This is a genomic window from Flavobacterium sp. T12S277, assembly GCF_048514875.1.
Taxonomy (GTDB): domain Bacteria; phylum Bacteroidota; class Bacteroidia; order Flavobacteriales; family Flavobacteriaceae; genus Flavobacterium.
The window spans coordinates 171,539-189,347 of the sequence record NZ_JBLYEG010000002.1 but is presented as its reverse complement, the minus strand read 5'-3'; the positions used below and the strand labels follow the sequence as shown (position 1 = coordinate 189,347).

The following is a 17,809-nucleotide window of genomic DNA, read 5'->3' as shown; positions in this document are numbered from 1 at the left end:
ACTATTATGAAAGATAAGAGGATATTATATGTATCATCTGAAGTCGTGCCTTATTTGGCTGAAAATGAGGTTTCTTTAATGTCTTATGACGTTCCAAAAATGATTAACGATCAAGGAGGTCAGATAAGAATTTTCATGCCAAGATATGGAAATATTAACGAGAGAAGACACCAGTTACACGAAGTAATTAGACTTTCAGGAATGAACTTGGTAGTGAATGACTTAGATATGCCATTGATTATTAAAGTTGCTTCAATCCCGAAAGAAAGAATTCAGGTTTACTTTATTGATAATGATGAATATTTTAAGCGAAAAGCAACTTTTGCCGATGAAGAAGGGGTTTTGTATCCTGATAATGATGAAAGAGCCATCTTTTTTGCAAAAGGAGTTGTTGAAACAGTAAAAAAACTAAACTGGGTTCCGGATATTATCCACGTTCACGGTTGGCTGGCTTCGATGTTACCTATTTACATGAAGCACTATTATAAAAATGAGGCTTTATTTTCTGAAACTAAAATTGTAACCTCTGTTTACGGACAATCTTTTGACGAGAATCTGGATCTGGAGATGATTAATAAAGTGAAATTTGACGGAGTTCCGCATGAATCAGTTGCTGATTTGGAAATACCAAATTACGAAAATATCCTAAAAGCCAGTATATTGCATTCAGATGCTGTAATTATAGCTTCTGAGAATGTATCTCCAAGTTTAACAAAATTTATAGAATCTTCAGGAAAACCTTTTTTACCTTTCGCCACGAAAGATGCATTCGCTGAAGCGTATACAAATTTCTACAAAACAATGGGTCTTTAAATTTTAACTTTATTATTAAACATGTACAATACTTCTTTTATTAAGAAAATACTATTAGTTGCAACAGTTGTCCTTTTATATTCTTGCGATAAAGATTTTAATGCGATTGGTGATGGTTTGATCGGAGATGATCATTTTGGACTGGAATCTGAAAAATATGAAGTTTTAGCTTATAATCAGGAAGTAACGCCAATTCAATCAAATGGGGCGGCAAATTATGGTTTAGGTGTTTACGATAATACAGTTTTTGGTAGTACAACTGCCAGTTTTGCTACTCAGGTTAATTTAGAAACCTATGCACCAACTATTGGTGATGCACCTGAAATAGTTAGTGTAGTATTAAGTGTTCCTTATTATAACCATGTGAAGACTACGAATACTGATGGAAGCCGAACTTTTGTGTTAGATTCTATTTACGGAGCTTCTAATGGAAAAATTAAATTAGGTGTTTACGAGTCTGGTGTTCAAATGCGCAGCTCTTACTTTGACGGAGGAGCACAGTTTTTACAATTGTACAATACGGACATGGATACGGATACTGGTGTAGACAGTTATATCAATTTTGATAAATCTAAAAAACCGTATGTGGCTACAGGTAAAGCGTTAAACGATGACCCTAAAGTAGCACAGAATGAAGAGTTTTTCTTTGATGCAAGTGAGATTACAGACGACACTACTGACCCGACAACCGGAAAAGTAACAAGTACAAAAGTTGCTCCCGAAATGCGTTTGAACCTGAATAAAGCCTTTTTTGCAGATAAAATTTTAAAAGCTCCAGCGGCAAAACTTGCTTCTGCTGATGTTTTTCAGGAGTATTTCAGAGGGTTGTATTTTAAAGTAGAACGTTCTGGCAGCAGTCCGGCTAATATGGCTTTGCTGAATTTTGCAACAAACGGAAAAATTACAATTAAATATAAAGCAAAAACGGCTATTACGACAGATCCTGAAACTACAATGGAGGATAAAACCTTAATCATTAAGTTAACAGGTGCATCGGCAGCTTTGCTTAAGGAGGCTAAAGATCCTGCTTATGCTAATGCAATAGCCAATCCAAATAATAAAACAGGAGACGACAGACTTTATTTAAAAGGAGGACAAGGATCACTGGCAGTACTGGAACTTAGTGGGTTTGGTGCTAAACTGAGTGAAATCAGATCGAAGAACTGGTTGGTCAATGAGGCTAATTTGGTTTTTTCTATAGATACAGATAAAATGGCAGGAACTTACGAGCCTAAACGAATTTATTTGTATAATTTGGATGACAATGTGCCTATCGCCGATTATCTGGCTGATGCTGCATCATCTAACCCACTATTGACTAAAGCAGTATATAGCGGTATTTTGAGTTTGGACCCTACTACAAAAAGAGGAACAACTTATAAAATTAGATTAACGAATCACATTCGTAATATCATTAAGAATGCAACTGTGAAAAACGTAAAATTAGGTTTGGTGGTGACAGGTGATGCGAGTATAATTGCTTCTAACAAATTAAAACTAAAAAACAGCGTTATCTCAGAAGCACCAAGAGCTTCAGTAATCAGCCCGCTAGGGACGGTATTATTTGGAGGTACTTCAAGCGCAACTATTCCTACAGGGAAAAAATTACAGCTTGAAATTTACTACACGAAACCAAATTAATAATTAATATATGTGTGGAATTGTTGGATATATCGGTCATCGAGAGGCTTATCCTATTGTAATCAAAGGATTAAAGCGACTTGAATACAGAGGATATGATAGTGCCGGTGTTATGTTGTATGACGCCGAATCTGGTGTAAAACTTTGTAAAACAAAAGGTAAAGTTTCGGATCTTGAGGTTAAAGCCAAAGAGAACTTAAATGCAACCGGAAGCATAGGAATTGGACATACGCGTTGGGCAACTCACGGAGTTCCAAATGATGTAAATTCGCACCCGCATCTTTCTAATTCAGGAGAATTGGTTATTATTCACAATGGAATTATTGAGAATTATGCACCGCTTAAAGAAGAATTAGTAAAGAGAGGTTATACTTTTAAATCAGATACAGATACTGAAGTTTTAGTGAACTTAATTGAAGAAGTTCAGAAAAATGAAGGTTTGAAGTTGGGTAAAGCAGTTCAGATTGCCTTAAATCAGGTAGTAGGAGCTTATGCAATTGCTGTTTTTGATAAAAAGAACCCAAATGAAATTGTAGCAGCCAGATTGGGTAGTCCATTGGCAATTGGTGTTGGAGAAGGAGAATATTTTATTGCTTCTGATGCTTCGCCTTTTATTGAGTACACTTCAAATGCGATCTATCTTGAAGATGGTGAAATGGCAAACATCAGATTGCATAAGCCACTTAAAGTTAGAAAAATTAAAGACGACTCTTTAGTAGATCCTTATATTCAGCAGCTTCAGATGAACCTGGAGCAAATTGAAAAAGGAGGGTATGATCACTTCATGCTAAAAGAAATTTACGAGCAGCCAAGTGTTATAAAAGACACGTACAGAGGAAGACTTCATGCAAATGAAGGAATCGTTCAGATGGCTGGTGTTGAGGATAACTTAGAGAAATTCCTTAATGCAAAACGAATTTTGATCGTTGCTTGTGGTACTTCTTGGCATGCAGGTTTAGTAGCAGAGTACATTTTTGAGGAGTTTACGAGAATTCCTGTCGAAGTAGAATATGCTTCAGAGTTTAGATATCGTAATCCAATTATCAACAAAGATGACGTAGTAATCGCGATCTCTCAATCGGGAGAGACAGCTGATACTATGGCGGCGATTAAATTGGCAAAAGAAAACGGTGCCTTTGTTTTTGGAGTTTGTAATGTAGTAGGTTCTTCTATTTCAAGAGAAAGTCATGCTGGTGCTTACACACACGCAGGACCAGAAATTGGAGTGGCTTCTACAAAAGCATTTACAACTCAAATTACAGTTTTAACCATGATCGCATTGCGATTGGGTAAAGCAAAAGGAACGTTATCAAACACTGATTTTCATACCTATTTGCAGGAGTTAGAGATTATTCCGGAAAAAGTAGCGGAAGCTCTAGAGACTAACGACAGAGCAAAAGAAATTGCGGCAGCATTTAAAGATGCGCCAAATTGTTTGTACTTAGGACGTGGTTATAATTTCCCGGTAGCGTTGGAAGGAGCATTGAAATTAAAGGAGATCTCTTATATCCATGCTGAAGGTTATCCTGCTGCCGAAATGAAGCACGGACCAATCGCTTTGATTGACGAGCACATGCCAGTTATCGTTATTGCACCTAAACAAGGTCATTACGATAAAATTGTAAGTAACATTCAGGAAATCAAATCTAGAAGTGGTAAAATCATTGCGGTGGTTACCAAAGGGGATACACAGGTTCGTGAGTTAGCTGATTATGTAATTGAGATCCCTGAGACTTCAGATGCATTATCTCCGCTGATCACAACAATACCTTTACAATTGCTTTCATACTACATCGCAGTAATGAGAGGATGTAACGTAGATCAGCCTCGTAATCTGGCAAAATCGGTTACGGTAGAATAGATTCTTATTTAAAATATATAAGTGTTTAGAAATGCGAGACTTAGGTCTCGCATTTTTTTTGTATTTTTTTTGCAGGAATTTTACATGTTAAAAATATAGTTATAAGTTTGCGCGAAATATTTTGAATCATTTTTAGAGGAAAAAGTTGCTTTTTACTTGCCTTTTTTAGTGTTATCGTGAGAAGAATTGTAAAAGTGATTTAAGATTAGAAAAAAGTATAATGTATAAAAAGAAAGTATGAGTTTATTAAGTTTAAGAAAGATTGCGGTGTTGGTGGTATTGTTACAAGCTTCGTCTTTGTATAGCCAGGGTTTGCCAATAGTGGGGTTTGGAGATCCTGCTAATTACAAAATTGACACTTTTGCTGTTCCCGGATCATCTGGTCTGGATTTGCATTGGTACGGAGGGATTCGTTTTGGTGATTGGACAGGTAGTAATGTTATGAGAATAGAAAATGGGAATGTCGGTGTCGGGGTTTTAAATCCCACTTCTAAGTTCCAGGTTTCGAATTCCTTTAATACGGATACAAATGAAGTTGTCGCATCGTTTACAAGAGCGGTAGGTAATACTGGAGGAAGCAGCATAGTACGATTTGGTTATCATAATACTTGTGATCTTGAAGTTAATTCAGGATATACTGCTGTCGGATATCGATTTGGAAACTATATGGATTTTAATATTGTTAATAATCATACAGGAGGTCAGCATGGAGGGATAAATTTTGCAACGAATTCTAGTATTAAAATGGCAATAAATGTTAATGGAGATGTTGGAATTGGTACTACAACTCCTTCCAACTTACAGGGTTGGGGTAAGGTACTGGATGTTGCTGGAACTGACCATTCTAAAATTTTAGCAACGTCAACAAGTGGATTATACAGAGTGGGTATTTTCTCGCACAATGAGTCCTGGTATGGTGGCGGCGGATTTGTGGGTACGGAAAGTAACCATCCCTTGCATTTTATAACAAACTACAATGCAAAGATGTCTATTCTCACGAATGGAAATGTCGGAATTGGTACAACAAAACCAGATTCAAAACTGACAGTAGCAGGGAATATTCATGCTCAGGAGGTCAAAGTAACCGTTAATGCAGGGGTGGTTCCTGATTATGTTTTTGCAAATGATTACAAGTTAAAATCATTGGAGGAAGTGGAAGCATATATCAAACAAAATAAACATTTACCGGAAATACCATCAGCTAGTGATGTGGAAAAAAATGGTTTGATGCTGGCAGAAATGAATTTGAGTTTGCTAAAGAAAATAGAGGAAATGACGCTGTACATGATAGAGCAGAATAAGAAAATAGAAAAACAAAATGAAAAAATCAGAGTTCTTGAAGAGAAGGTATTTGTTAAATAAGAAAGAAATACAGATAAGATTTATTAGAATTGCTGCTGTGTTTTTAATTACTGCAGTTTCATCAGCGCAACAATTGGGTAATGGATTTGCTGTTAATGTTCCGGATTTAACGCAACCTATAAAATCTGGGATTTATGAATTGAATTCGGCGGATTATGTAAACGGGGATGGAAGTTCGAGTTGGTATCATTTGTTTGTAATGAGACATTCCAATCAGGGTAATAATTATCAATTGCAGCTTTCTTCTTCTTATACCGAAAATGATAGATTGTTTTTTAGAAAAATAGCTGACACTCAAGGGTCTGTTTGGAATGAATTAGCGACTCGTGGAACTAATAATTTTATTGGTAATCAAACTATTTCCGGGAATGTTGGTATCGGAACATCAACTCCTGCAACTAAACTAAGCGTATTAGGAGGGATATCCAAATTGACAGAAACGGGAGTTGACGGTGCTTTTGATAACCTGATAAAGTATGGGCATAAATCAGATTTAGAAAGTGCTACAAATTATGCTAATCGTTGGCATGGTATTGATGCTACAATTACGGCGGGACTAGCGGAGCATAATAAGCTAAAGTTTAGACTATACAGTGGTGGAACAACAAATGTAGCGCCGGTTGATGTGATGACTTTAGTTGGTAATGGTAGAGTTGGAATTGGAACATCAAATCCAGATTCAAAACTGACAGTAGCAGGGAATATTCATGCTCAGGAGGTAAAAGTAACCGTTAATGCAGGTGCGGTTCCCGATTATGTTTTTGCAAATGATTACAAGTTAAAATCATTGGAGGAAGTGGAAGCATATATTAGACAAAATAAACATTTGCCTGAAATACCATCGGCTAGTGATGTGGAAAAAAATGGTTTGATGCTGGCGGAAATGAATTTGAATCTGTTGAAGAAGATGGAAGAAATGACACTTTATATGATTGAACAAAATAAAGAGATAACAAATCTTAAGAAAGAAAATGAAACTCTTAAATCATTTTCAGAGCGATTGTCAAAATTGGAGAAACAATTATCTGAAAAATAACTTAGGTTTGAAAACCTTATTTGGATCCATTTTTTAGTGGGGGTAAGGAACATAATAGTTGAAAAGCGAGATTTTATCTCGCTTTTTTTGTTTGTGCTTATTTTTAAAATCGTTTTGTAGGTTTTGAAATATTAATTTTTATATTTGTAGGAAAAATTTTGTTGTTTTGGTTGATGTTTGGCAGATCGGCTTTTTGTTCAGGCAAAGAGATAGCTTTTTCATAGGTATGAGCATTTGCAATTTTATGTTTTTCTGGTGATTTGAGTTATGACTAATGATATCGTCGTATGGAATTACTGCTGTTCAATCGATTTTTGAAAAAGCGATAAGCTTGGATTGCTTGTACGGACTCAGCAGAAATTTGCAACCGATTTGAAAGAGGGATTATGAAATAGCATTTGTTAAATCTTTAGAGATATTTGGGCTTGCCGTTTTAATTGTCATATTTTTTTTATCGTCGGTGTATTTTTATTAAATCCTCATTTTTTTGCTTTAAAATAATATGTACGCATAGTATTTAGGGTTTTACAAGTTTGATCTTTGAGTTTAATTTAATAAAATCAATTGTCAAATAGTTAATATTGTAACAAATTTTATATCGAATATTTATTTTTTTTAACATTTTTTTATACATATTAAAATTATTTGTATTTTGGTTGTATAAACTAAACAAAATCTAACCAAATGAGAGTCTATTTATTAATTATGTTGTTTTTCAGCGGAATATCTTTTGCGCAGAATTCAATTACCGGTTCTGTGACTGATGGCAGTAAACAAGCTATTCCGGGAGCCAATATTGTCGTAGTTGGAAGTTCAAACGGTGCTTCTACCGATTTCGATGGTACATTTAAGTTAAATACTTCTACGAAGCTGCCTTTTACAATTAAGGTTTCGGCCGTAGGTTTCGAGTCTAAAACAGTTAATGTTACATCAGTAAATCAAAAGATTAATGTAATTTTAAAAGATGAGGAAACCAAATTAAATGAAATTGTGGTTTCGGCTTCGAGAACTCCTGAAAGAGTACTTGAATCTCCGGTAACCATTGAAAGAATGGGAATTCAGGATATTAAGAAAACCGCTTCGCCTTCTTTTTATGACGGTCTGGAAAACTTAAAAGAGGTACAGATGAATACCAGTAGTATGTCTTTTAAATCAATCAATACAAGAGGTTTTGCAACTGTAGCTAACACTCGTTTCATGCAATTGGTTGATGGTATGGATAATTCATCTCCGCTTTTGAACTTTGTTTTGGGGAATATGATTGGTGTTTCGGAAATTGATGTTCAGAGTGTTGAGCTGTTACCGGGTGCATCTTCTGCTTTGTACGGGGCAAATGCTTTTAACGGTATTATGTTTATGAATAGTAAAAGTCCTTTTACTTATCAGGGAGCATCAGCTTATTTTAAATACGGAGTGACTTCACAGAAAGCTGCCGCTACTAATAATTACTATGATTTTGGGATGCGATTCGCACATGCGTTTAATAAATATTTTGCAGCCAAAGCAAACTTTACATATATGGAAGCTACCGATTGGTATGCTACAAATTATAATGACAAAACAATTCCAGGAATTGACAGAAGTAATATTAATTATGATGGAATCAATGTTTATGGTGACGAGGTTTCGACTAATTTAAAAGGAGTGGGTCAGTCTCTGGCTGCTTTAGGACTGCTTCCTGCTTCGGCCGTAAACTTATTGCCGAACAAGAATGTGAGTAGAACTGGTTACAACGAAGTTGATCTTACGAATAATAAGGCAGGAAACACTAAAATTGATTTTTCTTTTCACGGAAGACCTTTTGGTGACGAACGATTGGAAATTATCTGGCAAAGTAAATTTGGTTTCGGAAATGCCGTTTACCAGGGAGCTAACCGTTACTATCTGAATAACTTTTTTATGCAACAGCACAAAATTGAATTCAAAGGGAAAAATTTCTTTGTGAGAGGATATACTACTACAGAGGATGGAGGGAATTCTTATGATATGGCTTTTACCGGTATTAATATAAACAGAAAATGGAAAGACGATAAGACTTGGTTTGGTCAGTATGCAGGAGCTTACGTTCAGGCTACTTTAGGAGGAGCAACTCCTGAACAGGCACATGCGGCAGGAAGAACTACGGCGGATACAGGTCGTTTTTTACCAGGTACGACAGCGTTTAAGAATGCATTCAGTCAGGTAATTGACGATGAAAGTGTACTTACAGGTTCAAAACTGGTAGATAATTCAAAAATTTACCACTCAGATGCAAACTATAACTTCAAAGATGTGATAAAGTTTGCCGAAATCCAGGTTGGTGGATCATTCAGATTGTATGAGTTAAATTCTCATGGAAGAATTTACACCGATGGTAATAGCGGTATTAATTATACAGATTATGGTGCGTATACACAGCTGGTAAAGAAATTTATGGAAGACAGATTGAAATTTACAGGTTCTATTCGTTATGATAAATCCAAAAATTTCGATGGTAATTTTTCACCTAGAGTTTCCTTTGTATATTCTGGAGGAGAGAAAAAGAATCATAATTTCAGAGCATCGTTCCAAACAGGTTTCAGAAACCCGTCTACACAGGATCAGTATATAGGTTTTAATGTGGGAAGCGCGGTATTGATAGGTTCTGCTCCGGATAACTTGTTGCGTTACACTGAAACATTGCCAGTTTCGACAACGACAGGTCAGGCTTTTGCAGGAGGACCAACTGTTGTAATGACAGGTTTGAATGCATATGGTAATTCGTATACAGCGAGTTCAGCCAGTGCTTTTGCTGCTTTGGCAGGAAGTAATCCTGTAGCTGCGGCAGCGCTTTTGAGAAAAACAAATGTAAACTATGTAAGACCAGAGGAAGTTAAGGCATTTGAATTGGGATACCGTTCTTTTATCAATGATGTTTCGGTAGATCTTAATGCTTACTATAATATCTACAACCATTTTATTGGGAATCTAAATGTTGTGGCACCTTTTTATGGTACTACACAAGATGCGCCAAATCCTTTAGCCGGGCCAACAGATCCTGGTTTTCAAACACTTCATGCACTTCAGAGTGGAAATATAAGAGCTTATCAGCTGTATACCAATACAGATGTTGAAATAAAATCGTTTGGATTTGGTGTAGGTCTTTCTAAAAAAGTGATTGCTAATTTTGAATTAGGAGTAAACTATAATTATGCTCAGTTTGATTTTGATCAGGCAAAAGATCCAAGTTTTGAAGCTGGTTTTAATACACCAAAACACAGAGTTAAAGTATCTCTTGGAAATGATAAATTGTTTGAGAACTTCGGATTCAATGTAAGCGGAAGATGGAATAGTGAATACAAGTGGGAATCAACTTTTGCAGATGGTATCATTAAAGAAGCAACTGTAATTGATGCACAGATTAATTACGGGCTTCCAAAATTAAAATCAATTTTCAAATTAGGAGCTTCAAATATTGGAGGAAAAGAATATGCTCAGGTACTTGGTGCAGGATATATTGGTCAGCAATATTTTGTTTCCTGGACGATCAATCCATAATTTGAAGTAATAGAAGAAACAAACCATTTATTCGCTTTTCCGGATACAGCATTCAGAAAAGGATAATTATAAAATATAGTAGATCATGATAAAAAATTTAAAATGGCTGTTTTTGGTTTCAGTAACCTTTATGGCTTGTAATAGTGATGATGATGTAGCAACGGTATCTGATTCGTCAGATGGATTGCCGTTAACTTCGGGGCAGGCAAATTTTTCGAAGTATGTTGCGTTGGGGGATTCTTTCGCGGCAGGTTTTTCAGATAATGCTTTGTTTAAAGCCGGTCAGACCAATGCATATCCTAACATTCTGGCACAGCAATTTGCATTGGCAGGCGGAGGTGCTTTTACAACACCTTTTATGACCGATAATCTTGGAGGGTTTTCCTCCGGAGGTGTTCAGGTACCAAGTTTGGGGGTTAGGTTGTATTTAGATGTGGCAACAAGTACTCCGGTTCCGGTAAGCGGTGTTTCGGGTACAGATATTAGCGCACGTTTGACAGGAGCTTTCAGTAATTTGGGGATTCCGGGAGCAAAAGCAACTCATTTGGCACTTGCAGGATACGCCAGTGCTAACCCGTATTTCGGAAGGATTGCTTCTTCGGCTTCCGCAACGGTTTTAGGAGATGCTTTAGCGCAGAACCCAACTTTTTTCTCTTTGTGGATTGGTGGTAACGATGTTTTGGGTTATGCCACGTCCGGAGGAGACGGAACAAATCCGATTACAGATCCGGCTACTTTTGATACTACCTATAAAAACCTGGCAACAGAATTGTCTAAGAGCGGAAGAAAAGGTGTTGTGGCCAATTTACCAGACATCAGTACATTGCCGCACTTTACAACGGTTCCTTATAATCCATTAACGATTTCTGTTTTAGGTAGTGGAAATGCAGCTGTTGGGATAGCAACTATTAATGCACTTAATACACAGTTGTACGGTCCGTTAAAAGGGGCATTAAATTATTTGGGAGTTACAGACAGAATTGAATTATTGTCACTTACTGCGGCAAATCCATTATTGATAAAAGATGAAACTCTTACCAACTTATCTGCACAGCTTACTGCGGTACTTACGCCGTCGGTAGGAGCACAGACTGCGGCTTTTTATGGTACTGTTTTTGGTCAGGCGCGTCAGGCTAAAGCTACCGATTTGGTGCTTTTGACAACCAGAGCAGCCATCGGGACAGCACCTACAGCTGCCAACTCAGGAATTGGAATGGCTCCTCCTGCGCCATTGGATAAGTTTGGGATTACATACCCATTACAGGATAAGTTTGTTTTGATACCAAAAGAAATAGCTGATATTAAAACGGCTACTGCTGCCTATAATTTAACAATCAAAGCAGCTCAGGAAGCAAATGGTCTGGCTTTGGTAGATGCTGACGGACTGATGAAACAGTTGTCTACTCCAAATGGAATTTCGGTAGACGGGTATACTTTGACAAGTACATTTGTTTTCGGGGGAGTGTTTTCTTTGGATGGGGTTCATCCTTCAGCTAGAGGTTATGCCTTTATTGCGAATAAATTTATTGAAGCAATTAATGCGAAATACGGTTCCAATCTAAAAGGGGTAGATGTGGGGAATTACCAGACACTTTATCCTAAAGTTATAAATTAATATTTATTTTTTCATAAAACAGCCACTTGCTTTCAGAACGCAGTGGCTTTTTTTATGGGGTTAAAAAATGCTGTTTTCGGTATTTGAGGCCTCACTTTTAAGAATCAAACAAAATCGTAGTATTTTTTATAAAAAAATATTGATTTTATATTTTAAAAAATTATCTTTGCGCTCTGAAAAAAGAGGTATTTTCGATAAACCTAAATAGCTATTTAATAAATACATAAGTAATGTCAAAAGTAATAGGAAAAGTTGCTCAAATCATTGGACCAGTAGTTGACGTAGTTTTCAACGGTAAGGATGTTGAACTTCCAAAAATTTATGATTCACTAGAAGTCACTAAAAAAGATGGAACTTTATTAGTTCTAGAAGTACAATCTCACATTGGAGAAAACACTGTTCGTACAATCTCTATGGACTCAACAGACGGTTTGTCTAGAGGATATGAAGTAGTTGGAACTGGTAATCCAATCCAAATGCCAATCGGTCCAGACGTATATGGACGTTTATTTAATGTTGTTGGAGACGCAATTGATGGTTTAGGCGAATTGCCAAAAACTGGAGAAAATGGTTTGCCTATTCACAGACAAGCTCCTAAGTTTGAAGATTTATCAACTTCATCTGAAGTTTTATTCACAGGTATTAAAGTAATCGATTTGATTGAGCCTTACGCAAAAGGAGGAAAAATCGGATTGTTTGGTGGTGCAGGTGTTGGTAAAACAGTATTGATTCAGGAGTTGATCAACAATATTGCAAAAGGTCACGGTGGACTTTCAGTATTCGCAGGAGTAGGAGAAAGAACACGTGAAGGAAATGACTTACTTCGTGAGATGTTAGAGTCAGGAATTATTAAATACGGTGATGATTTCATGCACTCTATGGAAAATGGAGGATGGGATTTATCTAAAGTAGATATGCCAGGAATGAGAGAGTCTAAAGCTACTTTCGTTTTCGGACAAATGAATGAGCCTCCTGGAGCTCGTGCACGTGTAGCACTTTCAGGATTATCTATCGCTGAGTATTTCCGTGATGGAGCAGGAACTGATCAAGGTAAAGACGTATTGTTTTTCGTTGATAACATCTTCCGTTTTACACAAGCAGGTTCTGAGGTATCAGCACTTTTAGGACGTATGCCTTCTGCCGTAGGATACCAACCAACTTTGGCAACAGAGATGGGAGCTATGCAAGAGCGTATTACTTCTACAAACAAAGGATCTATTACATCTGTACAGGCGGTTTACGTTCCTGCGGATGACTTAACTGACCCGGCACCGGCAACAACGTTTGCTCACTTAGATGCTACTACAGTATTGTCTCGTAAAATTGCTGAGTTAGGTATTTATCCTGCGGTTGACCCGTTAGATTCTACTTCAAGAATTTTGACTCCACAAATCTTAGGAAATGAGCATTATGACTGTGCACAAAGAGTAAAAGAGATTCTTCAAAAATACAAACAATTGCAAGATATTATTGCGATCTTAGGTATGGAAGAATTATCTGAAGAAGATAAATTATCAGTATCAAGAGCACGTCGTGTTCAACGTTTCTTATCTCAACCATTCCACGTAGCGGAGCAATTTACAGGTATTCCTGGAGTATTGGTTGATATTAAAGATACTATCAAAGGATTCAACATGATTATCGACGGTGAGTTAGATCATCTTCCGGAAGCAGCTTTCAACTTGAAAGGTTCTATCCAGGATGCTATCGAAGCTGGAGAAAAAATGTTAGCTGAAGCATAATCAAGCATAGCTTGACAAACATCAAAAAATAAAAATTCCAAATTCCAAAATTGGGATTTGGGATTTTATAATTTGGAATTTAAAAAAAAGTTATGATTTTAGATATAGTATCACCAGAAGCAAAATTATTTTCAGGAGAAGTAACATCGGTTACATTACCTGGAGTGGATGGAAGCTTCCAAATATTGAATAATCACGCTCCTATTGTTTCTATTTTGGAAAAAGGAACTATTAAAATTGCTGCTGCAAAGTTTAATTTTTCTAAAGAAGTAGCGAGTAAATTCACGAAAGTAAACGAGCAAACCTATACATTAGAGATTGCATCAGGTACTGTTGAAATGAAAGATAATAAAGTAATTGTTTTAGTTGACTAAAACAGTTTTAGAATAAAGAAAAAGACCTCAAGCAATTGAGGTCTTTTTTTATGCCTTAATTTTATGCTTTTGAACAATTAAAAGATGCGGTTTTTGTCGCTGTAATTGAAGTAAGTAAACCGGGGTAACTGATACTGCCAACCCCTTGTTTATTTTACAATCAATTTTATAACTTTGCTTTTATGAAATTACCCGAAAACCTGAATCAGAAATTAGAGATACGAAAGCAGAACAATTCGCTTCGAAAATTACCCGTATTTGGTAATTTGGTCGATTTTTCGTCGAATGATTATATAGGTTTTTCAAAATCAGAATCTATTTTTAAGTGCACGCATGCTTATTTACTGGAAAACGAGATTTTTCAAAATGGTGCCACCGGATCGCGATTAATTTCGGGGAATCACTCTTTGTATCAAATTACGGAAGCCTTTATTGCTGAGTTTCATGACGCTCAGTCCGCATTAATCTTTAATTCGGGTTACGATGCCAATGTTGGGTTTTTTAGTGCTGTACCGCAACGAAATGATGTTATTCTGTATGATGAGTTAAGTCATGCTTCTATTCGTGACGGAATTATGATGTCTAATGCAAAATCGTATAAATTTAATCACAATGACTTTGAAGATCTGGAGCGTCTCATTCAGAAGTTTCCGGATACTACTGTCTATATTGTCACCGAAACCGTCTTTTCTATGGATGGAGATAGTCCAAATTTAGAAGAGTTAGTAGAGTTGTCAGAGCGATACAATTGCTATTTAGTGGTTGATGAAGCACACACCTTGGGTGTTTTTGGAGGCAAGGGTGAAGGTTTGATGCAATACCAGAAATTGCATGACAGAATTTTTGCCAGAATCATGACTTTCGGGAAAGGTTTGGGTTGTCATGGTGCCGTAGTTTTAGGAAGTCCTGATCTCAAAGAATATCTGGTCAACTTCGCCAGAAGCTTCATTTATACTACGGGACTTTCACCGCATTCTGTTGCTACAATTTTGATCGCCTACCAGCAATTGGAAATAGAAAAAGCAACGATTGAAAAGTTACGTCAGAACATCGTATTCTTCAATCAGCAAAAAAACTTATTGGGGCTGAAGCCCATGTTTGTTCGGAGTAAATCGGCCATACAATCGGCTATCGTTCCGGGAAATGAAAATGTGAAGCGGCTCGCGCAGCAACTTCAAGACAAAGGTTTCGATGTAAAACCCATACTTTCTCCAACTGTTCCGGAAGGTCAGGAACGTTTGCGCTTTTGTATTCATAGTTATAATTCAGAACAGGAAATCAATCAGATTTTAGAGTTATTAGGAAATTTTGTGTTTTAGCATATGCTGTTCCGCAAAGATATCACAGAGTCCCACAGAGTTATTTTGTGGGGCTTTTTTTTCTTTGTGTATCTCTGTGAAACTATAAATAATAAAAAAAACTTCCGTTAGCCCTTTGTTTTCGGGATTTTATAAAAAAGTTTAAAATTTTTTGTAACGTTTTGAATGTTTGATTACTTACGAGTCGTAATCAAATAAACCAAAATAATTATGAAAACAACTTCAACATCAGTTACCGAAAAAGTATTCAATTTCGTATTTGTCTTTGTTGCTTCGGCAGGACTTGGCTATTCTTTAATGAATCAGTTTATTTTAGACAAACCGAATAAAGAATTACTCCTCATTATGATTTGCCTCTTTTTTGCTTCATTGGCATCCTGGCAGAGAAAAAAATACAGTAAATCGTAATACATATTTTAGCAATCATCAGTCAAATCAAATCAATCAAACTCAATCAAATCATCATCAATCAACAAAATGAAAAATTTATTTACATCAGCAATCGCAGCAGTCGCATTATTTTTTAACGGAACAGCGCAAGCACAGCAAAAATCTCCAAAACTTGAAAATTCGCTTTTATGGGAAGTGTCCGGGAATGGACTGTCAAAGCCATCTTATTTGTACGGAACCATTCACACCATATGTGCAAAGGATTATTTTATGTCTGAAAAAACGAAAAAGGCATTTGAAGCTTCTAACGGGCTAGTTTTGGAAATTGATTTTGCAGATCCAAAAGAGATGGCAGACATGCAGCAATTGGCTATGGGAAAAGAACCATTAAGCAAGAAGCTGAGTTCGGAACAACTTTCAAAGTTGGATTTAATTCTGCAAAAAGCAACCGGAATGAATGTAAAACAGGTGGATGCTTTTAGCCTGGCTACGGTAATGAGCCTGATTTCTGTCAAAACTTTTGGTTGCGACGATATCAAACTTTATGAAATGGAATTTATCGAGAAAGCCAAGAAAAGAAATATTGAAATCGGAGGTTTGGAAACGGTAAAAAGCCAAATGAAAATACTCGAAAATGCTTATACGGATGATGAATTGCTTCAAATGCTGGAAGGGTTAAGTGCTTCGTTAACGGCTGAGTCAGTTGCGCTTTATAAAAATGAAAATATAAGTGGGTTGTATGATGTTACGACCGATGAAAAAATGTCTAGTGAAAAAACAAATAAAGTTATCTTAGACGAAAGAAACATCAACTGGGTAAAGAACATGCCGGAATTGATGAAAAAAGAAAGTGTCTTTTTTGCTGTAGGATCGGCACATTTAGGAGGGGATTATGGAGTGATTAATTTATTAAGAAAAGCGGGGTATAAGGTAAAACCAATATTGAATTAAGATTATTTTGAAAGAGAAAGAACAAGAATTTTTAAATCGGATCGAAAGTCATAAGGGGATACTTTACAAAGTTTCTAAGATGTACATGGATAATCCTGACGACCAACAGGATTTGTTTCAGGAAATTATCTGCCAGCTTTGGAAATCGTATGATTCTTTTAGAAGTGAAAGTCAGTTTTCGACCTGGATGTATCGTGTTGCAGTGAATACAGCCATTGTTTTTCTGAAAAAGGAAAAGCGAAAGGTGGATAAGTACGAAATCGCCTCTGAGAATATTAAAGAAGATGAAGGCGATTCGCACATCAAAGAAAGTCAGATTGATCATTTTTATAAAGCGGTTCAAAAACTCGAAAAAATAGATAAAGCAATCATTTTTTATCAATTGGAAGGTTTCTCTCATAAAGAAATTGGCGAGAACTTAGGAATTTCAGAAGGAAATGCGAGGGTGAAACTCAACAGAGCAAAAGAAAAATTAAAAGAAATAATTAAAAATCAGGGATATGGATTTTAACGATATACAAAACGCATGGAATAATGAAAAGACAGAAAACGTCGTTGTTCCGAATAATTTAGAAAAAATACAATCGGCAAGCATGCCACTGGACAGGATTAGGAAAAGTTTAAGAATGGAATTCTTTATTCAGTTTTTATCTTTTGTGATTATAGGCCTCCTACCATTTGATAGCAAGTTTCCACCAAACTTAGTGGTGCCGTTCTATTTCATTTTTGCGATATTGCTTGCCATAGGTATTTATTATTTGAGCCAGCTTTTTTTGTTCTACAGAAGATTGGATAAGGTTATATTAAAAACGAAAGACAGTTTGTATGAAACGTATCTGGATATCAGGCTTAATATGCAGCTTTATAAGACCTTTACTTTTTCGTTATCGCCTTTTTTTCTAATTTATTTCTTCGGGTTTATTTTGTACCAAATGCCGGATTTTATGCAGGTTTTAGACGAGGGTTTTGCCAACAGAAAATTAGGACTGCTTGTGTTTGTTTTTGTACTTACAATTTTACTTATTGGCGTGTTTACCGAATGGTGGGTGCATCACTGTTATGGAAAATATGCTAAGGAAATCCGAAAAGTGATAGACGAACTGAAAGAAGAATAAAAAATAACAAACCCATCGCAATGATGGGTTTTGTTTTTTATTGGTATTTTTGCATACATTATTAAACAGATATT

The 17,809-nt window shown here is 36.2% G+C and carries 14 protein-coding genes; all 14 read left to right on the top strand.

From position 1 onward, the window contains the following. Positions 1-6 precede the first annotated feature (6 nt). The 14 genes from ACN1CN_RS05010 to ACN1CN_RS04945 all read left to right on the top strand — a co-directional run bounded on the left by ACN1CN_RS05010 (position 7) and on the right by ACN1CN_RS04945 (position 17,735). A complete protein-coding gene (locus ACN1CN_RS05010; protein WP_264525674.1) occupies positions 7-813 on the top strand; it encodes a glycogen/starch synthase in 807 nt (268 codons plus the stop codon). Positions 814-834: 21 nt separating this feature from the next. Beyond that, positions 835-2,454, top strand: coding sequence for a DUF4270 domain-containing protein (locus ACN1CN_RS05005; RefSeq protein ID WP_419134869.1), 1,620 nt, complete (start codon positions 835-837; stop codon positions 2,452-2,454). Positions 2,455-2,464: 10 nt separating this feature from the next. After that, on the top strand, positions 2,465-4,315 hold the full coding sequence (gene glmS / locus ACN1CN_RS05000) for a glutamine--fructose-6-phosphate transaminase (isomerizing) (protein WP_419134868.1): 1,851 nt from the start codon (positions 2,465-2,467) through the stop codon (positions 4,313-4,315). Between the two features lie 237 nt (positions 4,316-4,552). Then, on the top strand, positions 4,553-5,677 hold the full coding sequence (locus tag ACN1CN_RS04995) for a tail fiber protein (protein ID WP_419134867.1): 1,125 nt from the start codon (positions 4,553-4,555) through the stop codon (positions 5,675-5,677). Next, complete coding sequence (locus ACN1CN_RS04990; protein ID WP_419134866.1) at positions 5,634-6,713, top strand: hypothetical protein; 1,080 nt, start codon at positions 5,634-5,636, stop codon at positions 6,711-6,713. The genes ACN1CN_RS04995 and ACN1CN_RS04990 overlap by 44 nt, the downstream gene beginning before the upstream one ends. A gap of 684 nt (positions 6,714-7,397) precedes the next feature. Further along, the gene (locus ACN1CN_RS04985) at positions 7,398-10,229 is read left to right on the top strand and encodes a TonB-dependent receptor domain-containing protein (RefSeq protein ID WP_419134865.1); all 2,832 of its coding nucleotides are present in this window, start codon (positions 7,398-7,400) and stop codon (positions 10,227-10,229) included. An 85-nt stretch (positions 10,230-10,314) separates the two neighbouring features. Then, complete coding sequence (locus tag ACN1CN_RS04980; protein WP_419134864.1) at positions 10,315-11,844, top strand: SGNH/GDSL hydrolase family protein; 1,530 nt, start codon at positions 10,315-10,317, stop codon at positions 11,842-11,844. Between the two features lie 230 nt (positions 11,845-12,074). Then, on the top strand, positions 12,075-13,586 hold the full coding sequence (atpD, locus tag ACN1CN_RS04975) for a F0F1 ATP synthase subunit beta (protein ID WP_017495935.1): 1,512 nt from the start codon (positions 12,075-12,077) through the stop codon (positions 13,584-13,586). Positions 13,587-13,678: 92 nt separating this feature from the next. Then, entirely contained in the window at positions 13,679-13,960 is a 282-nt protein-coding gene (locus ACN1CN_RS04970) for a F0F1 ATP synthase subunit epsilon (RefSeq protein ID WP_264525663.1), read from the top strand. Between the two features lie 182 nt (positions 13,961-14,142). Next, positions 14,143-15,279: an aminotransferase class I/II-fold pyridoxal phosphate-dependent enzyme gene (locus ACN1CN_RS04965; RefSeq protein WP_419134863.1), complete on the top strand. Its 1,137-nt coding sequence runs from the start codon at positions 14,143-14,145 to the stop codon at positions 15,277-15,279. A gap of 210 nt (positions 15,280-15,489) precedes the next feature. Further along, a complete protein-coding gene (locus ACN1CN_RS04960) occupies positions 15,490-15,687 on the top strand; it encodes a hypothetical protein (RefSeq protein WP_419134862.1) in 198 nt (65 codons plus the stop codon). Between the two features lie 69 nt (positions 15,688-15,756). Then, positions 15,757-16,620 (top strand): TraB/GumN family protein, encoded by an 864-nt coding sequence (locus tag ACN1CN_RS04955; RefSeq protein ID WP_419134861.1) that lies wholly within the window; start codon positions 15,757-15,759, stop codon positions 16,618-16,620. Positions 16,621-16,627: 7 nt separating this feature from the next. Next, complete coding sequence (locus ACN1CN_RS04950) at positions 16,628-17,131, top strand: RNA polymerase sigma factor (protein WP_264525660.1); 504 nt, start codon at positions 16,628-16,630, stop codon at positions 17,129-17,131. Further along, on the top strand, positions 17,121-17,735 hold the full coding sequence (locus ACN1CN_RS04945) for a hypothetical protein (RefSeq protein ID WP_419134860.1): 615 nt from the start codon (positions 17,121-17,123) through the stop codon (positions 17,733-17,735). Before ACN1CN_RS04950 ends, ACN1CN_RS04945 begins: the two co-directional genes overlap by 11 nt. Positions 17,736-17,809 lie beyond the last annotated feature (74 nt).